At 38.4% G+C, this 25,199-nt stretch carries 24 protein-coding genes; 13 read left to right on the forward strand and 11 right to left on the reverse strand.

Going from position 1 to position 25,199, the window contains the following annotated elements; all coding sequences use genetic code 11:
• Positions 1 to 9 precede the first annotated feature (9 nt).
• Complete coding sequence (locus tag OK025_RS25595) at positions 10 to 1,401, reverse strand: DUF1080 domain-containing protein (protein ID WP_317667591.1); 1,392 nt, start codon at positions 1,399 to 1,401, stop codon at positions 10 to 12.
• Between the two features lie 855 nt (positions 1,402 to 2,256).
• Between OK025_RS25595 and OK025_RS25600 the strand changes: the two genes are divergently transcribed.
• Positions 2,257 to 2,742, forward strand: a complete 486-nt coding sequence (locus OK025_RS25600) for a hypothetical protein (RefSeq protein ID WP_317667592.1) — start codon at positions 2,257 to 2,259, stop codon at positions 2,740 to 2,742.
• Between the two features lie 32 nt (positions 2,743 to 2,774).
• Here the strand turns inward: OK025_RS25600 and OK025_RS25605 are convergent, their stop codons facing one another.
• The gene (locus OK025_RS25605; RefSeq protein ID WP_317667593.1) at positions 2,775 to 3,347 is read right to left on the reverse strand and encodes a Crp/Fnr family transcriptional regulator; all 573 of its coding nucleotides are present in this window, start codon (positions 3,345 to 3,347) and stop codon (positions 2,775 to 2,777) included.
• Between the two features lie 288 nt (positions 3,348 to 3,635).
• On the opposite strand from OK025_RS25605, the gene OK025_RS25610 reads away from it, so the two are divergent.
• Positions 3,636 to 4,130, forward strand: a complete 495-nt coding sequence (locus OK025_RS25610; RefSeq protein ID WP_317667594.1) for an STM3941 family protein — start codon at positions 3,636 to 3,638, stop codon at positions 4,128 to 4,130.
• Positions 4,131 to 4,336: 206 nt separating this feature from the next.
• Here OK025_RS25610 and OK025_RS25615 read toward each other — a convergent pair whose 3' ends face one another.
• Positions 4,337 to 5,488, reverse strand: a complete 1,152-nt coding sequence (locus OK025_RS25615; RefSeq protein WP_317667595.1) for an AAA family ATPase — start codon at positions 5,486 to 5,488, stop codon at positions 4,337 to 4,339.
• On the reverse strand, positions 5,446 to 6,144 hold the full coding sequence (locus OK025_RS25620; RefSeq protein WP_201665078.1) for an RNA ligase family protein: 699 nt from the start codon (positions 6,142 to 6,144) through the stop codon (positions 5,446 to 5,448). Before OK025_RS25620 ends, OK025_RS25615 begins: the two co-directional genes overlap by 43 nt.
• Before the next feature lie 474 nt (positions 6,145 to 6,618).
• Between OK025_RS25620 and OK025_RS25625 the strand changes: the two genes are divergently transcribed.
• The 5 genes from OK025_RS25625 to OK025_RS25645 all read left to right on the forward strand — a co-directional run bounded on the left by OK025_RS25625 (position 6,619) and on the right by OK025_RS25645 (position 10,152).
• The gene (locus tag OK025_RS25625) at positions 6,619 to 7,272 is read left to right on the forward strand and encodes a hypothetical protein (RefSeq protein ID WP_317667596.1); all 654 of its coding nucleotides are present in this window, start codon (positions 6,619 to 6,621) and stop codon (positions 7,270 to 7,272) included.
• A 197-nt stretch (positions 7,273 to 7,469) separates the two neighbouring features.
• On the forward strand, positions 7,470 to 7,868 hold the full coding sequence (locus OK025_RS25630; protein ID WP_317667597.1) for a hypothetical protein: 399 nt from the start codon (positions 7,470 to 7,472) through the stop codon (positions 7,866 to 7,868).
• 19 nt (positions 7,869 to 7,887) lie between these two features.
• On the forward strand, positions 7,888 to 8,457 hold the full coding sequence (locus OK025_RS25635) for a hypothetical protein (RefSeq protein ID WP_317667598.1): 570 nt from the start codon (positions 7,888 to 7,890) through the stop codon (positions 8,455 to 8,457).
• A gap of 69 nt (positions 8,458 to 8,526) precedes the next feature.
• Entirely contained in the window at positions 8,527 to 9,060 is a 534-nt protein-coding gene (locus OK025_RS25640; protein ID WP_317667599.1) for a GNAT family N-acetyltransferase, read from the forward strand.
• A 558-nt stretch (positions 9,061 to 9,618) separates the two neighbouring features.
• Positions 9,619 to 10,152 carry an NADPH-dependent FMN reductase gene (locus OK025_RS25645; RefSeq protein ID WP_075991829.1) on the forward strand — a complete coding sequence of 178 codons (534 nt, stop codon included), beginning with the start codon at positions 9,619 to 9,621 and terminating at the stop codon, positions 10,150 to 10,152.
• 400 nt (positions 10,153 to 10,552) lie between these two features.
• Here the strand turns inward: OK025_RS25645 and OK025_RS25650 are convergent, their stop codons facing one another.
• From OK025_RS25650 to OK025_RS25680, 7 genes are all read right to left on the reverse strand, one after another.
• The gene (locus OK025_RS25650) at positions 10,553 to 11,701 is read right to left on the reverse strand and encodes a TlpA disulfide reductase family protein (RefSeq protein ID WP_317667600.1); all 1,149 of its coding nucleotides are present in this window, start codon (positions 11,699 to 11,701) and stop codon (positions 10,553 to 10,555) included.
• 8 nt (positions 11,702 to 11,709) lie between these two features.
• Entirely contained in the window at positions 11,710 to 12,900 is a 1,191-nt protein-coding gene (locus OK025_RS25655) for a thioredoxin family protein (RefSeq protein ID WP_317667601.1), read from the reverse strand.
• 76 nt (positions 12,901 to 12,976) lie between these two features.
• Entirely contained in the window at positions 12,977 to 14,425 is a 1,449-nt protein-coding gene (locus tag OK025_RS25660) for a RagB/SusD family nutrient uptake outer membrane protein (protein WP_317667602.1), read from the reverse strand.
• A 12-nt stretch (positions 14,426 to 14,437) separates the two neighbouring features.
• The gene (locus OK025_RS25665) at positions 14,438 to 18,046 is read right to left on the reverse strand and encodes a SusC/RagA family TonB-linked outer membrane protein (RefSeq protein ID WP_317667603.1); all 3,609 of its coding nucleotides are present in this window, start codon (positions 18,044 to 18,046) and stop codon (positions 14,438 to 14,440) included.
• A 94-nt stretch (positions 18,047 to 18,140) separates the two neighbouring features.
• Positions 18,141 to 19,280, reverse strand: coding sequence for a FecR family protein (locus OK025_RS25670; RefSeq protein WP_317667604.1), 1,140 nt, complete (start codon positions 19,278 to 19,280; stop codon positions 18,141 to 18,143).
• A gap of 96 nt (positions 19,281 to 19,376) precedes the next feature.
• Positions 19,377 to 19,970 (reverse strand): RNA polymerase sigma factor, encoded by a 594-nt coding sequence (locus tag OK025_RS25675; protein WP_317667605.1) that lies wholly within the window; start codon positions 19,968 to 19,970, stop codon positions 19,377 to 19,379.
• A 176-nt stretch (positions 19,971 to 20,146) separates the two neighbouring features.
• Positions 20,147 to 20,494, reverse strand: a complete 348-nt coding sequence (locus OK025_RS25680) for a helix-turn-helix domain-containing protein (protein ID WP_317667606.1) — start codon at positions 20,492 to 20,494, stop codon at positions 20,147 to 20,149.
• Positions 20,495 to 20,606: 112 nt separating this feature from the next.
• Here OK025_RS25680 and OK025_RS25685 point away from each other — a divergent pair, with 112 nt between their 5' ends.
• From OK025_RS25685 to OK025_RS25710, 6 genes are all read left to right on the forward strand, one after another.
• Complete coding sequence (locus tag OK025_RS25685) at positions 20,607 to 21,671, forward strand: NADH:flavin oxidoreductase (RefSeq protein ID WP_317667607.1); 1,065 nt, start codon at positions 20,607 to 20,609, stop codon at positions 21,669 to 21,671.
• 150 nt (positions 21,672 to 21,821) lie between these two features.
• Entirely contained in the window at positions 21,822 to 22,475 is a 654-nt protein-coding gene (locus OK025_RS25690; RefSeq protein ID WP_317667608.1) for an alpha/beta hydrolase, read from the forward strand.
• Positions 22,476 to 22,793: 318 nt separating this feature from the next.
• The gene (locus OK025_RS25695; RefSeq protein ID WP_317667609.1) at positions 22,794 to 23,852 is read left to right on the forward strand and encodes an SMP-30/gluconolactonase/LRE family protein; all 1,059 of its coding nucleotides are present in this window, start codon (positions 22,794 to 22,796) and stop codon (positions 23,850 to 23,852) included.
• 331 nt (positions 23,853 to 24,183) lie between these two features.
• The gene (locus OK025_RS25700; RefSeq protein ID WP_317667610.1) at positions 24,184 to 24,498 is read left to right on the forward strand and encodes a hypothetical protein; all 315 of its coding nucleotides are present in this window, start codon (positions 24,184 to 24,186) and stop codon (positions 24,496 to 24,498) included.
• A 32-nt stretch (positions 24,499 to 24,530) separates the two neighbouring features.
• A complete protein-coding gene (locus tag OK025_RS25705; RefSeq protein ID WP_317667611.1) occupies positions 24,531 to 24,851 on the forward strand; it encodes a hypothetical protein in 321 nt (106 codons plus the stop codon).
• Positions 24,852 to 24,862: 11 nt separating this feature from the next.
• Positions 24,863 to 25,195, forward strand: coding sequence for a hypothetical protein (locus OK025_RS25710; protein WP_317667612.1), 333 nt, complete (start codon positions 24,863 to 24,865; stop codon positions 25,193 to 25,195).
• Positions 25,196 to 25,199: the final 4 nt, after the last annotated feature.

The raw sequence follows: 25,199 nt of genomic DNA on the forward strand, positions 1-25,199 counted from the left end.
GAGATAAGCTTAATTCGGTGTATTGATTTTGATACTGCGAAATGACACACGATCACCGTGGTCCTGGAGAAGAATAAAACCTTCCTTCGCTTCGCCAAAGTTTTCCCAATCTTTATATTTGCTGATCTGAACCAAGTCTTTAAACGCTTTTGAGCCCCGCTCATAAGACAGCATCTTAATTCCATTTAAATAGTGTTCAACTTTGTTATCTGCTGTAACAACAACCCGACCTCTATTCCACTCACCGATCGGTCTACGTGCGCGATCATCACGATTGGACGTAATGAGATCATAAAGCGATGCCAACGTACGATTTCCATCGCGTCCCAACTTCGCGTCAGGGTGTAAAGCATCATCCAGCACCTGATATTCCAAACCAATAGCAGATCCTTTTGATTTTTCTTTTAAAGTCACAAAATACTTAACGCCACTATTTGCTCCCGGACTAAGCTTAAATTCAAATGAAAGATCAAACACAGCGTATTTATCTTTTGTGACGATATCACCACCATTGGTTGATTCTCCACCGTCGGATTTCTGAACAGTCATTTGTCCATCCTTAACTTCCCAGCCACGTTCCGGAAATTTATCGCCATGTATACTCCGCCAGCCCTTATTGGTTTTACCGTCAAACAAAAGCTTAACCCCCTTCTTCTTTTCAGCATCAGCCAAGTCATTTGGCTTCAAGTTCACGATATAAAGATCTTTTGGAAAACCTTTTGATTTGAGGTCGGTTGTTTTTATTTTAATATTCTTAAAGTACACTTTCTTTCCGTCCAGTTTAGGTGGAATACCATGCACCTGCAAGCCGATAAAACCAGACCTATCGATCGTATCAACGACATAAGCAACAGGAATATCATTGATCCAAGTGCGCAGTTCATCACCAATGGCTTCAATTCGAATATGATTATATTCCTCTACTTTATAGGCTTTTTTAGCATTTTCATTTAAATCGAGTGGATAAATCCATCCACGACGCGCCTCATCATAGATTCCACCTGTCCATGCACGGGCAGAGGGGTCTATTTCTACTTGCCTTCCATATACACGTCCGCGCCCATCGTTAGCCTTTGGATCAAGATGGCTTCGGGTCTGAATACCTGAGTTTGTTTCATTACCCTCAAGTTTAACATCCAGCTCCAATATGAAATCACCATATTCTTTTTCCGTGATTAAAAAAGAATTGGGCGTACCTTTTGTCATTCGACCTACGATAGCATCTCCCTCTATAGAATAAGGAGCTTTTCCTCCAACAGATTTCCAACCATTTAGCGTTTTTCCATCAAAAAGGTTTGTCCAACCTTTCTCATTACTTTTATCTGCCTGAGCATACGACAAGACAGCATTGCTGACCATAGCTGCCATTAAAACAGATTTAAATAGTGCATTTCTTTTCATTGTAAAATTTAATCTTGGGTCTATCAACCCGGTTTATTTATTCATCATTGGTTCGTCAATCAGAACAAAATCGAGACCTCCTAAATTGAAAACCTGTAGACGGTGCTACGTGTAACTTTCAAGCCGGATAGGACTTTATTTACTTATTGGCTATTGATTCAATTGACTTAGTCAAACAATATATTAATTAATATAAGCGAAATGAATTAAATGATATGATTTATTTACGAAAACGTTTGAATCAGTATAACAAACAGATCATTTCATTCAAACATAGAGCGAGCACAGTCAAGCCCAATTATTTATGACCTGTCAAATAAGGGACACAACAATGTTCCGGATAAATTATGCAAAATAGGCCTCGGTTACTACCTATAATAGCGTATGGACAAATTAGGTTCAACACCCCTATGCTCCTACTATGTAAGTAATATGGATCCACAGTGAATGCACAGTTAAAAAGTGGAATCACTGTGGACTCAACCTGCTTACAGTACGAATTTGATCATACCAAAGTAATGAGATGGTACCTAACTAATCCCCCATAAATATGGAGAGATGCTACAAACTTCAAATAAAATGCGATAATTCGTTCATTGAGGTACTTATACGAGCAATTTATATTATATTGGAAAAGCAAATAAAAACAATCAGTAAAAAATTTGGAGAATACGAAAATTATACACAACTTTAAAGCACAAACACCTGCTCTAAACAGGGTACAAGTTAACAAAGGAAATTTTTTATTTTAAAACGAGGATTTTATCTTAGAATCGCTCATAGACAAAAGTCTAAATTAGTTTTTTTGCAGAAAAACTTACTTTTACTTAATGTACAAACAGTAGCATATAAAATATGACAACCAACCCCATTAAGGTATATACAGTAGTTTCAAAAGAAGTAAAAGAAGATCCAGATTTATTCACCAATCTGGAAGGTGTCTTCTCAACATATGAAAAAGCACAGGAATATATTGATCACTTTTTTGGTAATGCTAAATATGGTTATCGATCTATTGTTACGACCTATTTAGACCCCTTTCAAGAAGAAATCCAAAATAACGATTCTTATTATAGCATTTCATCTCAATTAATGGGGCCACATTTAGAAGTTGAGATCTGTAAGACTTCTTTTGCCGTCGTCCTCTCTGAAGTTGAGCAACTGCGCATCGATCCAGCAACCTCTGAGAAACCGCTGGAATTAAACCTGCATTGTTTTGCAGTTTCGGAAGAAAAGGCAATGGAAAAATTCGAGAAATTAGCTAAAGATTATGCTAACGAACACAACATTCAATTTCAAATTCAACCCTTCCGTATTGCAGATTCGGACCAATGCTATTAACCTGTAATAACAGTAAGATTTTAGCAGGTTTTTCAGAAGTTTATTTTTTTTCGGATTTCACTTAAATATTCTGGTGTGAACCCCAGGTATGAGGCAATGAGGTATTGCGGAACACGTTGGACAAATTGGGGATATTTACGGCGCATATCATGGTAAAATTCCTCTTTGGATAACGAAAATAGGTACTTAACCCGCATTTGTGCCGCAGCATATGCTCTTTGGTACACAAAGCGAAAATATCGTTCCATGACAGGAAATGCCGCGAGCAATTTTTCCTGATTTTCTTGGCTGATATAAACCACATCGGACTTTTCCACCGCCTGAATGTAAAACGAAGTGACAAGCTTATGTTCGAAAGCCATATTATCTGTCATCCACCAATTTTCTATAGCGAATTCAGTTGTTTGTTCAACACCTTTTTCATTGACAAAGAATTTACGTAAAACACCTTTCAATACAAAAAAATGATATTTGCAAACCTGACCTTCTTCCAGTATGTTTTCTTTTTTCGCGACCGATTTCATCTTAAAGTAACTCAATATTTCCTCTAATTCAATCGGATCGATATCGATAAATTTCTTCAAATGTTCTTTAAGTTCTTCCAACAGTCCATCAATTTATTGTACAAACAAAGCTACTCATTCATTTTATCAAAAAAAAGACACGCGGTACCATTTCAATTAAGCCAATACGGAAGGGATGACAAGATAAATTCAAGTAATACGAATAATCATTCAACAAGCACGATTCATAAATCGGAATAGTTTCAATGCCTTTTACCCCCTACCTTTATAACAGGTGCTCCAATAATATGATTAACAGATTGGAGCTATGATGAAAATGGCAGGCTCCATTTTTTGCAGAGTTTGTACTTTTTGAAAAAAGAGAAAGCAATGATCAAAATTAATTTTAGCAAAGGAAAAATTATCATTAGCATGCTGCTATGTTTTCTTCCAGCAGTCATTGGGTTATATGCCTGGTTATACTATGATTTTATTTTTAAACTAACCTCGACGATATGGGTACTCGTGGCCGCATCGGTTTTTTATCTTAGACTACAACAGTTAAACCGCTATCGAAGAGGAGAGGCCGCACTCATTATAGATGAGCATATATTACTAAACAACAGCATATTGAAACCGAAGCAAATCCCATGGACGGATATCGATTATTTTGTTACTGGTTTATATCGGACAAATTCTATTTTTATAAAACTAAATGACCTTTCATCGCTAAAAAAAGAAAAAACAAGCCGTCTAATTCATTTATTAAGCTTTATTGACCGTAATCTATCAACAAAACCTGCATCTTTTTGGATCGATATAGATGTCATCGATATCAAAGAAAAGGAGCTTATGGCTCTGTTGCTACAGCGACTAAAAATGTAGCTGTACATCGGCGTTCCCCAAAAAAAGGTAGTCTAAAAAAATCAGCCCCTTATCCATATAAGTGGGCTGATTCGCATTTATTATATCTAACACGGTTACATCAGAAAATATCCTTGCTATAAAAACGCAAAATTTTGAGATTTAGTACTTTATTTAATTCTTAAAATCAATTCAAAAATATTAGCGGTTCAACCGTAAAAAACCATCTACGCGGTAATATAGATAACCTCATGGGCTTCTGTTAACTGGGGAACTTCCAAATTATGAAGCATTTTATCCAAGACAGTTTCTGGTAGTGGGTACTCTCTATCGCTATTCTGCGCGCGCCAAATCTTATAGGGTTTTTCAACGTATAACAATTTCACATAAGCTTGATAGCTGACAAAAAGATCGATCAATTGTTTTCGCATCTGGGAAGTTATATTGGTGGCATTCCAGATAAAATCCTGTCCACAGCGTAAGTATTTTTTTGCCTGCTCTTTTGCTTCCTGTACAACCCATCCGTTTCTCTTTTTATCAGTAGGATCAATGCGATATTTGCGTCTGATGTCATCCAAACTAATAACAGGGAGGTCAGTATTCATCGCTAAAATCTGATAATCTTTGCCCATTCCCGGCAAACCTGAAAGTACAGTCACGGTGGATTTGAATGTATCAAAAGGCACATAATCAACATAGCTATTGTTTCCATTAAAATATGTAAATCGTGCATTTTCGGACAAAAAAGAACGTGTGGCATCCCAGCAGCCAATCTCTTTACTATACAGTTCGAACATATCCAATGCGTAGAGCAAAGCATCCAAATCGGCACAGTACCTTCCTTTAGCATCTGCTTCGGCCAACAACTTAAGTTGGGCCATATTGACACTCAATGACGCCTCCAAGGCGCTCTTCATTGGATCGACTTTTTCCATCAACCACAATGGCAACCCATGATAGCGTACCAATGCGACAATTTCCTCCCGTAATGCAAAAGGGGTCTCCACATCACGAAATAAAATCTCCCGTGCGGTCTGTGCTCCTCTTTTGGCATGATTTGGAGAGCTGATACGACCATCTGCAGCGACAATTGTCGTTGATCTCTTCTCGACATCATGCAATAAAGCGGAAGCCCAGAGGAGCTCCTGCTTTTGATAATCCAGATTCCGGTATTCAGGCAATCCTTCCAGCTGCTGTAATACCATTTGGGTATGAATCGCGACATTCCCTTCGGCATGATGTAAAGGGTCTTGTTGTACCTGTTCCATATCCCTGACCCAAGAAAATTGCTTCTCTAAAGCCGACCAATTCTTATTTACTGCTATTGTCCATTCCATTAGAAATCCCTCCTTTCCCAAATCATTTTTGTTCTTCGCCATGATTTTGTCCAATGTTCGTCGGTCTGCACATGTCCTTTTCTAACATATTTAAAAACATTGTGCTGAAATTCACTGACAGTATACGCATCAGCATTTCTGCAGACTAACCCCTCCATCGTACATGCTTCTCCAGTTTTAGGGTCAACCGATCCAAATTTAGAAGACTGCATGGCCAAATTTTCGACTGAACGCCGAAGTTCCAACTCAGTCAAACCCTTTACAATTTCAAGTTTTAAAACAGGTACAGTAGGCAAATCAAATAAACTGGCATAAAAAGTAACTTCTTCCCATGAAAGCCACTGATCTTTAATTCGAGCAGCAAAAACATAATAATAGTGCTCAAGTTGCACATATTCGATAGAATGCACAGCATAAAGATTTTCACCAAAAAACTCTAAATCATCCAGATCGTTTTTTAATCTAGACCAATGCTCCCGAAGCTGAGCCGTCCATGGCGACGTGGTCGGAGCTGCATGGGATCGTGCAAATACTCCACGCCGTGAAAGGCAATTATTTTCACCATCTAATTTTTCTGTAAATAACAATTTATGGAAAGATTGTATATCCTTCCAATAATGTTGATTAAAACGATCGTCGCTGCTTGTCCCTGGCGAAAATGGGAAATGATAGGTACGACCATATTTTGTTGATTCCATTTTTAAAATTTAAATCCATATTAAAAAATTGAAGACATAGGTATAGGGTAAACAAATCGGGTACATCCCGTTGTTTACTTTCTTCCTAAATATCGACAATGCATTACATGACTTTAATTTTAAAAAATGACAACACAAATGATCTATTGCTGCAAAAGTATTAAATTTATTTTAAAAACATAAAACAGAAAAATGTGACGAATACCAGCAAAAATGTGATGAATCAAATGTTTCTTCATCTTTTAGCTGGGATTCTATTTTTATTTCTATAAAATAGAATTTGATTTTACTACTTTAAGCTGAAGAGTATCAAACCGGCTTTATTAACTTTATTCAAAAAAGACACTACATAATTAATCCATTATTTAACCATTCACGTCCGATTTTGCGGTGTTGCGGCAAATAGCCAAGATTGCATACAACATTGGACTGTCAAATGATCATAAATACAGGGATTAAAAAATAATTGATCACATGGATACATATATCGTGTTAAAAAGGTTCTCTAGTTTAGAAGAAGCTCAAAAATGTCATAAACTACTTTCGGAAAAAGGTGTAACAACGCGGTTGGCAGATAATGTACCCCCTGTGGATATTACATTTTCTGGAAACACGGTTGGATTTCAATATGAGATTCAAATAGATCCTGCCAATTTTGCAAATGCAGAATCTATTTTAGAAGAGCAGGAAATGCAGTCTCTCCCCTTGGTTGAAGACGACCATTATCTGTATCAGTTTTCCGACCAAGAGCTCTTAGAAATTCTTCAAAAACCCGACGAATGGAACAAATTAGACTACGCACTGGCTAGAGAAATTCTATTAAAAAGAGGGAAAGAGATCGATCAGCAAAAGCTTGATCTTTTGAAACAGGAACGGCTCATGCAACTACGGGAACCGGAACCGCAGCAGAAGTATTGGGTTATTTTCGGCTATATTTCAGCCCTTCTAGGTGGACTTTTAGGAATTGCAATCGGCTATATGTTGTTTAGTTCCAGAAAGAGCCTACCGAATGGCGAACGGATATTTTCCTATTCAGATCATGACAGAAAACATGGGACGAACATATTCTATATCGGATTATTCGTATTCACAATATCCGTTCTCATCAAAATGCTCTGGGGATGGTAACATAAAATGAATACGATTTACATTTTTTAGCGGAGCAGGTCAAGCGTCCCTTTGTAACTGTGGTATTTTGTATCCTATTGCAAGCTAATTAGCGCTAACGTTAACTGTAATTTTTAATACTAAAAAAAATACCTATATTTAAGATGACATCTTTATTCTTGAATTATTTTTTGTAAACCTACAAACAAATTAACTTTATGAATAGTTTAAAGACCACAGCCACTCATTTCCGTTATAAAAAGCATCCGGGAGATCTATTCAGAAATACATCTGTTCAATTATTACCGCATCCCTATAAAAATCAAGAAGACTTTTGGGTATGGTTTCATCCCTCCTACCACCGCAGTGAAGACATTTCAGATTTAGGCGACCTGTACAAGCAGCTTCACGATACACCTTGCCAAGAAACGATAACAACATCAAAAAATGAGCTATGTTACGCTGCAGTAGCGAAAGAACATCTCTTTGAAGAAATAAAATCATTGGAACAAAAGATCTATCAGGATTGTTTTGAAAACTTTTATTTATTGGTTATTGAAGGCCGCATCGAGCTGTTTGAAAGTCATCAGATTGAAAGTGAAGAATCTAGCTCCTAATGTTTATCTTTAAACCGTTATGCATTATTTGACTTGTGCGATCATAAGGAAGGACGATAAGGTACTCATTTGTCAGCGCCCGCCATCGGCGACGCATGCTTTAAAGTGGGAATTTCCTGGTCGCATAACCGAATCCCACCTGCCAACGAAAGCAAATTTATCGCTCAAAATCAGGGAAGAGCTAAGTATAGATGTTCTTGTCGGAAGGCCCTTAGAAATGACGCAACAAGGCCATAAAAATCTGGCACTATGCCGCTATCCTGTTCTCTGCACCTTTTCTTCTGGCGAAGTTGCCATGCTAGAATATGTCCAAGCAATTTGGGTCTCCTCTGTAGAACTATCGCATTTTGATTGGACCGATACCGATCGACCAATTGTAGAAGAGTATACCCGATACCTTGAGAACTCAAATCCTCCGTCCCGTATAAAGGAAGCTTTTTTAGAAATCCTAATTGGACTCATTGGTTTTACACTGGTCCATATGTTCTTCAACGTATATATAGGCTTATTGATAACTTTGATCTTAATCACTATTACTGGAATTTATAGTTATCACACCCGAAAAAATATTAGTAAAAGAATCTCATAAAACTTTCCTACATTTATAAAAACTAAATAACCCCTAATTTCATTTTAGCCATACTGAAGACTTAATCAGATGAAAGATTTCCCACAATTAGAGACAGAACGACTTATTCTTAACGCAATAGACCCGACTGATATTCCACAGATTGTAGACTATCTGCAAGATAAGGTCTATTCGGACTTCACATCGAACATCCCCTATCCCTACCGAAAGGAGGATGCTGAATACTGGCTTAAATTAGCGGAAGAAGCATTTGTCAATCGTAAAGGATTCACCTTTGCTATTCGAAATAAAGATAAAAAACTGATCGGAGCTATTGGTCTGCATGATGAAGGCTCGGATAAGGCTGAGTTGGGATACTGGATTGCTATTCCTTACTGGAATAAAGGTTATGTCACTGAAGCTGCAAAAGCAATCATTGATTTTGGGTTTAAAGAATTAAACTTTAACAAAATCTTTGCGACCTACTTCCCCCATAATCCAGCATCGGGAAAAGTCATGGAAAAAATAGGAATGAAAAAAGAGGCACTGTTAAAACAACATTTAAAGAAAGATGGCCGGTATTACGATATCCCATTATACGCTATTTTTAAATCGGAAAAATAAAACAGCAATTTCTCATGGATAAAAAGAATATCAAGTTGCGCTGTGATCATACATTTCCTATACTTATTCTTCTTTTTGGTTGTATTGCTATATTCCCAATAATAATTTCTAAGTATTCTATTTCTCTGTTAGGAATAATATGGGAGACTTGCTGTGGGCTCATCATATTTACAGGCGTTTGGAGATTTGAGCACTTCGAAATATCTGGAGATACACTTACCAAAGTAAACTTAGGTGGATTATATCGAAAGGATTTAAATATGTGTCATATAACCAGATATACAAAAAAAGTGATTGATATGAATCACTTTTGGAATCCGTTTAATATCATAAAGTTATTTAGTAAGGAGAAAAAATATTTTAAATTCAGAACCATAAAACTTCAGGCAACAGATAATTTAATCATGATAATAAATGAACGAAATATGCATAGCGAGGACTTCAAAAAATTATACCATATAATCAAAACCTATCAGAAACGACAAGTCAAGTCTAAATCTCTAATTGTTTCGAGAAATTGACTAAATTTAAACAACCGATAATCATAAAGGATAAAACATGAAAATATTTGCATTCGCTGGGAGTAATTCTTCCACATCAATTAACAAACAATTGGTCAAATTTGTACTCAAAAGCTTCGAGGGGCACGAGATTAATTTGATCGACCTGAATGACTATAACATGCCTGTCTTTTCTGTAGACCTAGAAAAGAATGGATTCCCACAGGAAGCACAGCTTTTCCTAGATCATATAGCCTCCAGTGACATGATCATTTGCTCTCTCGCAGAGAACAATCGCTCCTATAGCGTAGCATTTAAAAATGTATTTGATTGGGCATCTAGAATAAATGTTAAAGTTTTCCAGGATAAACCCATGTTGCTTATGACAACTTCACCAGGAGGTTATGGTGGTGGAAATGTGATGGCCGAAGCGCAGAAATTTTTCCCGCAGTTTGGAGCAATCATTAAAGAAACATTTTCGCTTCCCAAATTTTACGAAAATTTTGATCAGGATAATGGCGTAATCAGTCCTGAACACCTCAATAGTCTAAAGGAAAAAATAGCGGACTTTAAGCAACAAATTTCCTCCTAGCGGCATTCCGCTAAAAATCTATTTCCCTTTTGTGGGTTTTGCACAACTAATGTTATGTACTAGGTACATTTTACTTTGCATATGATTGACTTTTTGCTTACCCTTTCTTTGCTTTGAAAGCAAAGAAACACCAATAAAACACCAATAAAACGACAAAGAAATAGCAAAGAAGAAGCGAATCAGGCCCCTAGCAATCCCAAAGGAATAGCGAAGAAATAGCAGAGAAACACCGAAGAAACAGCAGAGAAACACCAAAGAAATAGCAGAGAAATGGCGAATAAGCTGCAAGCCTTTGCCTTAGCCCCCCAAAGAGCAGCGCTATAACAGAAAACTGACCCCATAGCGATAACAGCTATCAAAGGTTCATAATTAAGGAGGGGCGACTTGCCCCTCCTTAAATTTATTTAAGGAGCTCTTCGAGTTTTTCTATCAACTTTACTCCTTTTAAGTTGATTCCAACAATCTTACCTTCGGGAGAGATGAGGTAATTTTGCGGGATAGCCTGAATACCGTACAATTGAGCGGCTTGATTTTGCCAGCCATTTAGGTCCGACACCTGGGGCCAGGTTAATCCATCTTGTTCAATCGCTTTCATCCAGTTGTCTTTCTTCCCTGGTTTATCTAGTGAAACACCCAGTATCTCAAATCTTGATCCCTTAAACTTTTGATAAGCTTTAACCAAATTAGGGTTCTCAGCACGGCAAGGACCACACCATGACGCCCAAAAATCCAATAGCAGGTATTTACCTTTAAAATCTGAGAGTTTTAACTCTTTACCTTCAGGAGTTACTTGTGCAAAATCTAAAGCTGGCTGTCCAATTCCTAGCTTTTTTGCCAGTTGAATATCTGCTTCTAATTTTTTCCCGATTGCTGTCTGCTTTAATCTTGATGACAAATTGAAAAACAAAGGTTCAGTGGTAACCACATTATCATCGTAGCCGGCAACTTCCTGCAAGGCCAATAAACTGAAGTAATTGTCTGGATTATTGACTATAAAATTTCGTTGCGCCTTCTTACGCTCTGTTTCGATCTTATCTATTTCTAGCCCAATTTGGTTTATTGCATTTTCATCACGATTTTTTGCTTGATACAGATCAGCTCTTTTAGATTGCTGAACCATGAGCTTCTTCTCATAGGTGCTTAGATAGTCTTGATACTGCTTATAGGCTACCTGCAGTTTCCCGCCTTGTACCTGTGAAGACCCGAAAGGACTTTGAACGGTGATTTGCGTATTGGGTTCCTGAGGGTCTACATAAAATGTGAGACGCTCCATCGGTCCACCTTTGCGATTAAAGAAGGAAGCGCCATCTTTGGAATAAAATAACATCACTTGCGTTGGTTCCATGATTTCCCCTTTATAGATAACATCATTGGGACCAAAATTAATAGAGTCAATTGTCAATTTTCTATCCACGATGTAGCGAACAAATGCTTTAGATTTTGCGGGAAATTGTTTCCCCTTTATTGTTAATTGAAAAGGCTGTCCTTGAGCGAATACTGTCCCGAGACAATTTAAAACCAAGAATAAGGAAGTAGCTATTTTTTTCATGTTGATAATTACAGTGCTTTAGCACGCGCCACAAGAGCATCGGCAAGTTTAATAATTTTTGAAGTTTCCAGTTCAGCCAAGCCACGTGCAGCTTCTGCCGCCTGAACGGCTTCTTTCTTTTTCTTTAATGCGATGCAAATATCGGCCAATGTTCCTTGATTGGAATAACTTGATGGATTCAATACTACGGCCTGTTTAGCCAGTACATAGCATTGTTTTAGGATAACTGGATTTGCAACAGTTCCCTTCGCATTGGCATTGCGGCGGGCAATAAAACTCAGCCGTTCATCTTCATTCTTGAGCAGGCCTTTTCTCAATGTATTCGTAAGGACAACAAACTCCTTATCGGTTCCATGTGCGGCGGTCCACTCTACTTTATACAATGCAGCTTCAATTTTTTGTTCTGGATCTTTTAACCCTTCAAAGTAGGCTACCCCAGCATTAAATTCATCTACTTTACGCTCTCTAATATAGCCATACATGGCATAACGCAGCAGTTGCACTTCTTTTTTCGCAAAATCTGCTGGCACGGCTATACTTTTAAAATAAGCTTTGTTCGACTCAAAAAATTTCCCATAGCGATCATCCAGACTTTGTGCCATCATTTTTATGGTCTCCCATCCATTTGGGCTCTTCAAGAATTCATCGGTAGCTACACTGTCCAATGCCTTTTTTGCTCCATTTGCCGCTTGATTATCGGTTTGTTCCATCACTTTAATATAGCGGATCAGGAAATTCGATTCCCGCATACCCAAATCATACGATTTACGCAAATTGGGGATCTGAAAATTAGGGTCATTAGCTTGCTGTGCCTGTTTCAGGAACAAATCGGCTTCCATGCGAGACTGGGTTCTGTAGATCAATGTTCCCTGTCCATCTAAAAATAAATAAGTAGGAAAACTTCTGATTTGGTATAATTTAGCAATATCTACGCCCTCTCCTATCTCACAGTCAAATTTAGTATTGATAAACCTGCTGTTAAAATAACGAGCCACTTCAGGCTGTGAAAACACATTCCCTTCCATCCATTTACAAGGAGCACACCAGGAGGTAAATCCATCTAGGAAAATCAGCTTATTTTCCTGCTTGGCCAATTCCTTTGCCTGATCAAAAGTGATCTTCTGAAACCGTATATGTTCTTGTGCAAGCAATAGCATCGACTGTGAAAAAGCCAGTGCTGTCAATAGTATCTTTTTCATTTTTTTTTATTAAGATCCTAATCAATTTCTATGATGATAGAAATTGATTAGGATGAGCGGTCTACATCTAATTTTGTTATCGTTCGTATTGAGGAATTCCGGGATTCAACGAAAGTACCTTGGGCGGAACTGGAAGTATCATCCGGGCATCCGTGGATTCCATTTCGAAAATTTTCCCTGCCAATGGATGTTGGATTGACTTTTTAAAATTGTCTGCTATAGCGAGTCGTTTCAAATCAATCAACCTATCGGATGCCATAAATGGCATTTCGCGACGTCTTTCGTCAAGTACCGTCTGTAAAACCAATTTTGGATCCGTTGAGGTTAACGCTTTATTATTCTCTATTCGACTATTTCGTAATGTATTCAAGAAACCTAGTGCCTCTGTCGCATTACCTGTTCGAACAGCTGCTTCTGCAGCAATCAAAAACAATTCAGGTGTATTAAATCCAGTACTAAATTCGACGTATGGAGCAAAAAGAACCCGCCCTGGAAATTTTACAATAGTAGCGCCTAAAGAAGCCTGATCGCGACAGAAAAATAATTCATAACGTTTGTCCTTTGCACCTGCAGGCAAATCTTTTGCATAAGTGTCAATCAGCTCTTTAGAGGCATAAAATTCGGCATTCGGACTACCTAAGGAACTTGTTCCTAACCGAGACCATACGGCCTCCGTATTCGTTCTGGAGTCGGGAAATTGGACAGAATTATCTGTTTTTAGGCAAACCCGTCCCCAAGTTGTCTTATCCTTATTGGTATATAAACTATAATCGATGAGCGTTTTATTGACCGCAAGTGCTTGTTTTGCATTCTCAAGGGCCTCTTTGTATTTTCCCTGATAGAGGTAAACACGGCTTAGAAAAGAGAAGCCGACTGAACGCACTGCCTGAAATCTATTTGACTGCACTGTACTCAAATTTGGCAGCGCATCATTAAGATCGCTAATTACCTGATCATAGATCGCCTGAACAGACACACGCTCATATTTTTGATTGATATCCTCTTTCAGCACCAAAGGTACCCCTAGATCTTTTGTTGCACTTGCAGGATTATAATGCGCGGCATAGATATTCACTAGACTAAGGTACTCAAATGCACGACCGACCTTAGCCTCAGCCCAAACCCTTTTCTTTTCTGCCTCGGAGCCCTCTGTTGCTGCCAATACATTATTAATAACAACATTGTAAGTGAATATATGGCTATAAGCCGATTCCCAGTATGGATCATACTGGCCATCTTCAAATATAGCACCGTGGGCAAAGCTATAGAGTTGTTTTTTCACATAGTCATAATAGTCATAGCTTGCTGCTGATTGTACATCCTGAGGGTCTCCGGACTGTAAATTATCTACTAAATAGTTCGGATAAACAGCGGAAGCTCTTACTAAAGATTGATCGTTTAGCAGCAATTTGTAATCATTCAGATTCTCTGGAATTGTAAAACCTTTTGGTTTGATATCCAGATATTTACTACAGCTATTCAATGTCAATAACCCGAATAGCAATCCTATATATATTTTTCTCATGATATTTTCTTATTAAAATCCTATAGATACACCTAAATTGTAAATTATTGGTGCTTGTATACCTCTACTTGGACTCGTTACCGTACTATACCCAGCCCAAACCTCGGGATCGAGATTATCCTTGTTAGCGACCCAACGCCATGCATTCAATACCTGTCCTGTTAGACGCACATAAGAAAGTTTTGTCGGTGCAATCCATTGTGCAGGCAGGTTGTAGGATAATGAAATATCGCGCAATTTAATATAGTCAGCCTTCTGAACAAATTTATGTGCAGCATTGAAAATATCGGAAATATTGCCTGAAGCAGCAGAAACAAATGCAGGAGCAATATCAGGGTTACTTTCATCACCTGGGTTCTTCCAATAATTCAACCATAATTTGTCGAAGTTACTATTGTAGTTAAGCTCCGCGTATTTACTCAGGAACTCTGGATGAACTCCCCGCATCACATGACCACCATTGAAAATGAACATAAAGGAAAGCGTCAAATCTTTATATCGAAATCCATTTCTGAAAGAAACAGTGTAGGGAGGTACAGTCGTACCTTCATAGATTAAATCATCGACAGTCAATTTTTGCGTTGTCTCGACCAGACTACCATCAGCCTTTCGTGCCAAAGGTCGTCCCTTATCATTTAATCCCGCATAATCTATACTATATAAACTACCCATTGGGATTCCAACACGATTTTGAGGAGCATAATAGTAGTAATACGGTGTATTCTGCTCAACGTAGAGGTCTGTGATCTTGTTTTTGTTGTAGCTAAAATTTATTGTGCTATTCCAGCTGAAGTTTTCACGTTGAATCACCTTACCATTCAGCCCCAACTCGATCCCTCTATTCTGCATATCCGCATAATTAAGCAACACCATATCCCATCCCAAGGTTGGATCCAACGGCGTATTCCCCAATAAATCAGAAGTTTTCTTATTGTAAATATCAAGGGTAGCTGTAAGTCTATCTTTAAATAGTGAGAAATCAAAGCCAACATTGAATACTTTTGTTCGCTCCCATCGCAATAATGGATTAGGCGGAGAATCAATGTAGGCTTGCATTTCACCGTTAAAGTAGTTCAGATTGTTATTCACCCTTGAAATCAAATATGGTCCATTATCCTTTGGCACATTTCCATTTACGCCATAAGTCGCACGCACCGACCAACGATCTAATGGTTCCCAATCAATTTTTGGCAGATGATATAAAGCGCCTATGGACCAAAGAGGTTTGTATTGATTTTTGATATTTGTGCCAAACAAATTAGATTGATCCATCCGGATGCTTCCACTCAAAGTCAACTTACGATCATAGGTATAAGATCCATTGGCATAGAAGGAAACAAATCTATCGACTAGATCCTTAAATCCAGTCTCTTTTTTCGAAATAGTATAGCTATTAAAAAGTGCCTGTGTATTTTGGATCTGAATACCAAAAAGCTCTTCATTAATCCCCTTATAGACTAAACTGCTTTCATCGTACCCGTATTTATAAATATTTGTATAACGATTGTTAATTTGCCTGCGCTCAGCACCTGCAATAGCTATAATTTCATGTTTATCCCGACTGTTATATTGATAATTGAATTGACCACGTAAGGTATAGCTGTTGACATCGTTACGTTGTTCGGCAAATTGTCCCCCCTGCGGAATATTGCGCTTGATTGACCCGTCCTTTCCAATTTGGGTCGCGTCATTGACCATACCTACAACGGACTGGGAATTTTTCCGGTTTAAAGTACCGTTGTATCCTTCTGTTCTTTCACTTTGATAGGATAGATCGAAGTCCAACCCTTTAAGTAGCTTAAAGTTAGCAGCAAAATTTAAATTAAGGTATTTATTATAAAACTTTTCATGAATCGCTGCTACGTGCTTTAAAGGAATATAAGTTTCATCTTCCAGTCCCATGGCATTCAAACGATCAATCTCAAATTGCGATTTTGAATTATACCATTGCGCCGGAGAACCGTTTTCATTCTCAAGAAGATAATAGGATGCCTTGCCCCCCATATAGTTATCGTAGAAATTGAAGCCGATATCGCCTTCTCTATTTTGATTTTTCCCTAATACGTTTGCGCGTAAACTAAACCAATCGGTAAACTTAAAATTATTTTTCAGACTGAATCCCAGTTCCTTATTTGTTGCACGGCCTTTATTATAATCTCCTGGTTGGGTATAATTGAGGGAATAATGATAGGTATAACGATCGGAGCCTCCCGAAACAGCGAGGTTATGTTGCTGATCGAATCGAGTAGTGTTCAGAAACTTATCCATTTGACTGAAGCGGTCACGATTTCGGTATACATCCAGACGTTTTTCCATCTCTTCTTCCGAAATCACGCCACCTTTACGATCGTACAAAATCCGATACACATCATTCATTGCTTTTCTAGGATCAATAACAGCATAATCGCCCGAACGATAATTAAACATTTCTTTTTGAAAGTTGACCAGTTCAGCACTGCTCATCTGATTAAGATAGCTACGGCTTGGAAGTCCCCTAAAAGAAAGGGTATTGCTATAGTCGATCTTCGTTTTACCTGCGGAGCCTATTTTTGTTGTGATCACAATGACACCATTGGATGAACGTACGCCGTAGATAGAGGCTGCCGACGCATCTTTTAAAACGGTTATGGAAGCGATATCATTGGGATTGATTGCTGTTAAGTCGCCTTCAAAAGGCATACCGTCAACAACGATCAGAGGCGCAGCCTGCGCATTGATTGTAGATCGTCCGCGAACCTCGATACCCAGATTATTTTTATTATTCTGCGGACTTGAGGTATTTCGCACCAAATTTAGTCCTGGCAACAATCCATCGATCCGATCCAGCAAATTAGGCTGGAGCCGCCCTTCCATGTCTTTGGCAGTGACCTGCGCAATTGAACCTGCTGCTCTTTCTTTGCTTATTTTTTGGTATCCTGTATTGACCGTAATGTTCACTTCCTGCAACTGCTCATCCAAGGCTCTTAAGGTAATCCTATTCAAATCGGACTTAGCTGCAATCGTAAGCGGAGCAAATCCGACCATGGTAATGTCCAAAAAGCTATTTGAACTAACACCGTTAATTTCAAAATGTCCATTTTGATCTGTAACGGTCCCTTTTGGAACACCTTTAACACGAATGGTTGCACCTTGAAGCGGTCTGTTGTTATAATCGACAATAAAACCTTTGACCGTCATTAACTGATTAGCGATCGAACGTTGTGTTTGTTGAGATTTCTCATGTACGACAATAATCTTCCCCTTGATCTCAAAATCGAGATCCAAATCGTCCAATAACTTCCCAAGTGCATTTCCCAACGATTCTTTTTTAACAGTTAAGTTAACCTTTGTATCTGGATCGATGGTTGTCGCTGCCCATACATAAGAATAGCCGGTCTGCTTATTGATCTCTGAAAAAACCTTTCTCAATGAAACTGATTTCTCATGTATCGATATGTCCTGTCCATACGTTTTAGCTCCAACATGAAGCAGACAACAAGACATCATGATGGTTGTAAGCGATATGCGCATAATGTTTCCCCTCCATTGCGGCCTACCCCAAATATCTGGGCGATCGCTGTTTTTCATTTGTTGCGTTTGATCGTGTAGGGCACGAACAAGTTGTGCATAATTTTTATACATTTGTTTTAGGTTAAGAATTAAAATTCTGTTACAGTTAGAATTACTTGATCTGAAGCCCTAAATGTTGCAAGCGTTTAGGGTTTCTTCTTTTCATTTAGGTTGTTTTGTCTACATAAATGGTCTTTCCTTTAAATTTAAACTTAATTTTTCCTGTACTCTCCAGTACGTTGATGATATCTTTCAGGCTGCTGTCACGCGACAACATCGCTTCAAATTTTTCCGATTTTATTTTGTTATCAAGATAGACGACATCTACGTTATACCAGGATGCCAACTCATCCATAATAACCCCTAAAGTCTCCGAATTGAACACAAAATATCCGTCTTTCAATGCATTACGCACGTCAAGATCAATTATTCGTCGTTCGATCTGCCCAAGTTTGATATAAGATTCTTCCCCTGGCAACAGTATAATTTGCCTGTCGCCCTGTCGAACCCGAACTTTACCTTCGTATAATGTCGTTCTAAAGTCTTCTAGATTCTTGGTTGATTTCACATAAAAATGTGTCCCTAATACGGAAATATTGATCTTCCCTGCTTGCACCACGAAAGGTTTCAGTTTTGGGACCTCACCTCCCCATGGCAAATGTTTCTTGGCAACTTCGAAGTAAGCCTCTCCCACTAGACGAACTTCCCGCATGCTATCTACTTCATAGTAATCTAACTGCGTTTTGGCATTCATCCACACTTTGGTTCCATCAGGTAATACCATGGTCATTTTCCCTCCCTTGGGTGTTACAGCGAATAAATTACCCACTCGTGCCGCTTTATTTTTACCGGGTGATGCAAACGATAATAAAGTATCTCCTGGAACCATCGAAATTGAATGTCCATCTCCCAGACGAACTACCCCCGTCATTTGAGCGGGTTGAATATCTTTATCCGGAGTCTCCTGATATACCGTATCCGAAAGATTATGGATAAAAAACAACACGAGTAATCCAATCAGCGCCGCAGCGATACCATAGGATAACATGCGTTTATAAAAAGGTTTAATGTATGAGGTATTGAGGTAATCTTGTTCAAAGAGGGCAAATGATTCCTCCCAATCATAACGGGCTATCCCGTCTAAATCCGCTTGCATTTGAACTTTGTTGTCAATCAGATCACATAGCCCCTTATTTGCATCCGTTTCGGACCTCCATAAGTCCAACTGCAATTTTTCGTCATCGCGCAATCCTTCCAGCTTGGATTTGCTCAGTAAATAAATGATATGTTGGGGTAATTGCTCCATATTGCTCTATATACTTAAAACAATATTTTGATTTCGTTTCTCTAAAAAGAGGGTAGATATTTTCACAAAAACCTATGTATCAGAAGTATAAATTTTCTAATAATAGAGTAAAAGCAAAAGTAGGCAAAAAAACTGGTCAGGCTTGAGTCTTAATCTCAAAAGTTCAATTCCCCTTTTCTTTTGATTGTAGATCGTACTAGTGGTTAGTCCTAAGGAGATTGCTGCTTCCTGTGGGCTTAGATCTTCAACAATCAACTTACGCATCACTTGCTTACACTGCTCAGGCAGCGTATCAATGGCATCATGGATCGTTCGAAGCGTTTCCATATAGATCATTTGATGGCTGATCGGTAAATCGACCAGATCAACCTGTGACGTATAAAAACTGTTTTTTTGTTGAATCCGATTTTCTTGTTGAATCATGTTTAAAGCGGCGTTTCTACAGCTTGTGTAGAGAAAACCACGGATTGATTCAACATGATCAAAATCAATCCGGCGCTCCCAAAGCTTTAAAAATACATCCTGCACTATTTCTTCGATGGTACCTTTATCAAGATTCATCTTTTCTAAAAAATAGCACATTGGACTATAGAAAGTTTTGTACAGAAACTGTAAACCATCCCTTCTGCCCTCTCGAAAAGATTTTAAAAAATCTTGCTTGCTAAATTCTTGGTTTACCTTGTTTTTCACAATTCAATATTACTTAAATTTTAAATAAATATGAAAATTTCATTTATTGTGATCAACAATGCCGCGCTGGCAAGTGATAGAAAACGTACTAGCCAAACGGGTTGAGACGATACTATTGTATTCGGCAGCGATTAACGTAAATGCGAAGCAAGATCTATGTATTTAAATTAAAATTTCTACGCGATCAATTCTGTTGACGCAGGCTCTTGGTAGTAGGCTTCATTCCATTTTGCCAATTGGCACATAATAGGTATTAATGCCTTGCCTTTTTCTGTCAAAGAATACTCTACACGTGGTGGAAGCTCCCTGTACTCTTCTCTCAAAATTACACCATCCTCTTCCAATTCTTTTAATGAACTGGTCAGGACTTTCCGAGAAATGTTTTCGATAAGCGCATCCAATTGACCAAATCTGGCTTTTCGATCGCGCAAAGTATAGATAATCACAGGCTTCCATCGGGTACCTAAAATTGCCATAGAACGCTGCATGGCGCAGGAACAACTTTTAAATTCAGTCCTTTTCATTTGAATATATTCAAAATAGTTACGCAAAGGTAACTAGTTTATACCAATAATAGTTACAAATATACACTATTTAAAATATCTTTGTGAAGATTCACGATTTAAAACAAGAAAAATGAGCATACAAACACTTTTTAATCCATTTGAATACAAAAACTTAACGCTCAAAAACCGTTTTGTAATGGCGCCAATGACGCGAGCATTTTCTAAGGATGGGGTTCCCGACAGCGCTGTAGCGGGTTATTACGAGCGTCGTGCCGCGGGGGATGTCGGTTTAATTTTGACGGAAGGTACAGTTATTGAAAGACCTTCATCAAAGAATTTAAAGGATATTCCAAACTTTTACGGTGACCAAGCATTGGACGGCTGGAAAAATATCGTCGACGCTGTGCACGAAAAAGGCGGAAAAATAGCCCCTCAACTATGGCATGTTGGCTATACCCCTATGCAATGGACTCCGCCTGCTGCGTTTGAAAGCCCAGATACAATGACATTAGCGGATATAGAGGCCACAATACAAGCTTATGCTGACGCTGCAAAATCTGCAAAAGACCTCGGTTTTGATGCTTTTGAAATCCACGGGGCCCATGGTTATCTGATTGACCAATTTTTCTGGGAAGGGATGAACCACAGAACAGACGAATTTGGTGGAAAAACAATTAAGGAGCGTTCTAAATTCGCTGTTGAGGTCGTAAAAGCAATGCGAAAAGCGGTCGGACCTGATTTTGTGATTATTCTACGTTTATCACAATGGAAACAGCAGGACTATACAGCCAAGCTTGCTCCTACCCCTGCAGCGATGGAAGATTGGATCCTACCATTGACCGATGCCGGTGTCGACATTTTTCATGGAAGCCAACGTCGTTATTGGGAGCCGGAATTTGAAGGCAGTGACTTAAATTTTGCTGGATGGCTCAAAAAGATTTCAGGACAGCCAACAATCACGGTTGGATCTGTAGGTCTTGACAAAGACTTTGGTGAAGTATTTACCAATTCTGAGTTCAGGTCCTCTCCCGCCTCACTGGACGAACTGGTTCGTCGTTATGAACGTGGCGATTTCGACCATGTAGCAGTAGGCAGAGCCATCTTACAAGACCCCAATTGGGTGAAGAAAGTGCAAGCCGAAAAATACAACGAATTATCGACTTTTGAAGCTAAGAGCTTGGCGAGCTTATCTTAGTAAGCTCGCGCGATTAGGTGGATTAAAATTACGTTATTCAATATTATAAAACAGGGGCAAAAAATTGATTCGAAAATCAATTTTTTGCCCCTGTTTTATAGCGATAATTCAGTAACTTGTCTCCAAAAATGGATACAAACACTTGCTTAAATGAAAATCACTGCAACCAAAGTATATGTCATCAGCGGTTTGGGTGTAGATCAACGTGTATTCAGCAAGATAGACTTTGGCTCGCTTGATATAACCTATCTGGATTGGATTACACCAAATCCTAATGAACCACTATCTATTTATGCAAAAAGAATATCTGCTAAAATTACCGCAGAGCAACCCATCCTTATTGGGCTTTCTTTCGGCGGAATGCTTGCAATGGAAATTGCCAAAATTATAACTGTTCAACGGGTTATTCTGCTAGCTTCGGCCAAAGGACGACATGAATTACCCATACTGTATCGATTAGCGGGTAGACTCAAGCTGAACGTGTTTGTCCCTAATTCATTGCTCAAGACCCATAGCTTTCTGTCGGATTATTTTTTTGGTATACGCCGCAAGGAAGATTCTTTACTGCTAAAACAAATCCTAAAGGATACAGATCCAATCTTTATGGCCTGGGCAATACATCAAATTCTACAATGGAAAAACAATTCGGTTCCGGACAATTTAATTCATATACACGGTAGTAGCGATCGTATTATCCCCATCAAAAATGTAAAGCCCAACTTTATCATCAAGGGTGCGGGACATTTTATGACGGTCACTCATGCCCAGGAAGTTGAAAAACTCTTGCAAGAAATTTGTTCGTAAATCACCAACTTTTAATCACCGAGACCTATCCCAACTTTTCTAGTCGCTCAGAAAATTAAATCCACGTGGATTCGTATCGGCATTAGTCGCACGACATGCTGATCAGTGTAAAAAATTATTATTTGGAGAAAAGGACAAACAATAATTGAGAATAGAAGGTTCTTCTATGAGAGCGCGGTCTCTATATGGAAGCTAAAAGTCTCACTTTATTACTTAGTGGGAACAGTCAAAAGCGATATAGTTAGGTTAAATTATAACAAGAATATGCGAACACGGCTCATATTAAGTTTTTTATTCTGTCACATCTTTTTTCTCACTATGCTGGCACAAATCAATAATACTACAGCCCCGAAACTGGAGGTAGCAGCAGCCTTGGGTCCGTACCGTCCGATCGGTGTGAGCGTTACATCCAACAATCGATTATTTGTTTCCTTCCCAAAACAAGCGAAAAATTATCAGTATGCACTTACTGAAATCATCAATGGAAAACCTGTTCCTTATCCAAATGAAGAATGGAATTTAAAAGGAAAAGAGAGTTCCCACTTTGTAAATGTCCAAGATATATTTGTCGATACCGAGGACAATCTCTGGGTATTGGATTCTAAACCATCTTCTGCCGGATCAATTTTTGGAAAAGATGAAAAATCGACTCAAGGCCAATTTAAATTGTTAAAAATCGATACAAAAAAAAATAAAATTGAGCATATTTATCGTTTCGACGACCTTGATAAAACCAAATCAGGTCTAAATGATATGCGCATTGACCAGAAGCGAAATTTAGCCTATCTCTCCGATCCCGGCCAAGCGGCCATCATTATTTTAGACCTCAAAACTGGACAGACTAGAAAGGCTTTAACTGGAAGCCGTTTTACGCTGGCTGATCCTGATATAATATTAAGCTATAATGGTATTGAAATGCGCAGTGAAAATGGAAAGCCTTTTTCTTCCAACGTGAATGGCATAGCATTGAGTCCCGATTTTAAATATTTATATTTCAAACCGATCAATCAAACCCATCTGTATTGTATTGCAACAGAATTTTTAGCAAACAAAAGGCTGACGGATCAAGAATTGGAGGCAAAAGTGGAAGACAAAGGAGAAGTGGGAATCACGCATGGCTTACTAGCAGACATTGATGGAAATATTTACCTAACATCGTCAATAGATTATAGTATTAAATATTTAAATCCTGATGGAAATGTGAATACCCTGGTACAGGACTCCCGAATACTTTGGCCCGATTCTATGGGCATCGGCGGAGACGGATACCTTTATTTCTCTTGTGCACAACTCTTTAAAGACCCACAATGGAATAAAGGAGTTGATAAGGTAGAGTTGCCATATTATGTCTTTAAAGTCAAATTACCGAAATTTTGAGAAGAATGTTACAACAAGTGAAGTTCTGAAGCATAAAACTCGCGCTAACACATCTACTTTTTACCTAGGTATTATCCCGTGCGAAGCCTTAACAAAATTCCCTTCGAATAGTTCCCCTTTCTATTTATCCACCCTTTCCACTTACAAGATAAGACACTGAAATTCAACGCCATAAAAACAATTAAATCGGAGTAAAAGCACAAATCACCAAGACATGCCTCCAATTATAAAAAACAAAGGCCTCTTAGATAAAGTATAAAATTTTTAGCAAAAAATTTGTAATACTAATATTTTTAGTATATTTGAATATCAGTTTTAGACAACGCTTTTTATGGAACACAGCGCAGCATATGACAATAAGGATTTACACGTAGGTGACATCGTTCGCTTTCATACCCCCTATCCCGATGAAGATCCGAATACGATTTTCATTGTACTGTGGTCATATTACGATCCCGCTGGAAAATCCTCACGAGCGGAACTAGTTAAATTTGACCAAAGTTCCAAACAAACGCCTGTTATTCAGAAGTGGTTTATACGAGATTTAGAAAGAGTTCCCGAAGTAAGTCCAGAATTGCTGAAACAAATTGAGCTATTTATGAAAAGTAAACTTGGTAATGCTATTATCAGTAAGCTAGTCATCTAACAAATTTTAGATCTTCAAATTCGACGTAAAATATGGAAAACAAATTCAAAGAGAAGCGAGGTATAGTGTCAGGTCCGATCTGGTCTGACTGGCGCGAACAACTTCGGGAAAGTGAATTAGTCGGCTTACATCAGAGACTCGAGAAATTAGAAAGAGAAATACTCCTTGATTGGCTGCAATGGCATGATCCAAAAGGAAACTATACAGATCGCAAATGTATTGAAAATGGCGTGCAGCAGCTTTCCAAATTAAAGGCTGTCGCGTATGTACATAAAGAAATCCTGCGCATCCACATGAAAAGAAAATATAATGACTTTTCGAATACGCACGCACAACTCATCTTTAACAATTAAAATCTCAGATTATGGAATATCTTATTAAACAGATCATAGCGCATCAACTTCCAAAAATTCTAACCATGGAATCGCATCGCAAGGATTGGCGTTATCAGCTTATGAGCTTAAAAGATAAGACACTATTCGATAGATTAACGCTTATGAAGAGACAAGAATTACTTGCGTGGCTACAATGGTACGATAATACCGGGACTTACGCTGATCACGACTGCATCCGGAGAGGTATTCCCTTATTTACGAAGGTTCAGGCATTGACCGCAGCTTATCAGCGGATTATGCGTGAACATGAAGGCTGGGACGGCTACATGGGAACTGAATATATCCGTGGCAGTGCACTTTAAAAAA

Origin of the sequence: Sphingobacterium sp. UGAL515B_05, from assembly GCF_033097525.1 — a bacterium.
Taxonomy (GTDB): Bacteria; Bacteroidota; Bacteroidia; order Sphingobacteriales; family Sphingobacteriaceae; genus Sphingobacterium.